Source organism: Alteromonas sp. ABE4_545, from assembly GCF_056161325.1.
In genome coordinates, this window is record NZ_JBSWYY010000077.1 from 1 (window position 1) to 545 (window position 545).

Sequence of the window (545 nt, forward strand, 5' to 3'; positions counted from 1 at the left end):
ATAGATTCCCCCGGGCATGCCCGGGGTTCTATCGGTTACAGCTCCATTCGGAGCTGATCTGAATCCTTCCGACCTTGATGCTCAACGTAGTTCCGTATTGTGTGCTCGTCTAAGCCTACGCTGCTTACGAAGTAGCCCGGCGACCATACAATATTCTCATTCCAATAAACCTTCGACAACCACTTGAACGTCTTTCTCATGTTTGACGCGGACTGGGCTTTTAATTTACCCATGACTTCTGCTATTGAATATTTCGGAGGGATTACCATCAACATGTGCATGTGATCATTGTCAAAGCCCATCCGCTCTATTGTAACGCCGGGCATACTTCGCAGCAGCTTCGGCAACACTTTGCGCAAATACTCCACGACGAAAGGCTTCAGTATCCGACGCCTGTATTTGGTTACCCAAACAACGTGATATTGAAGCCTATATAAACCATGTGATGAGACTCGTACTTCCATCTTCGTAGCATACAGGCCTCGGACTCATTCATCCACGGGTAAACCCGTGGTGTTCTGTCGCTTCGCGACCGGTCACATAAA

At 48.3% G+C, this 545-nt stretch carries 1 protein-coding gene; it reads right to left on the reverse strand.

Going from position 1 to position 545, the window contains the following annotated elements:
• Positions 1–35: 35 nt before the first annotated feature.
• Positions 36–464, reverse strand: coding sequence for an IS200/IS605 family transposase (gene tnpA / locus ACXAH6_RS20385; RefSeq protein WP_474879828.1), 429 nt, complete (start codon positions 462–464; stop codon positions 36–38).
• Between the last annotated feature and the right edge of the window lie 81 nt (positions 465–545).

Coding starts and splice junctions, on each gene's coding strand:
- tnpA (WP_474879828.1), bottom strand. CDS start 464: ATGGAAGTACGAGTCTCATCACATGGTTTATATAGGCTTCAATATCAC.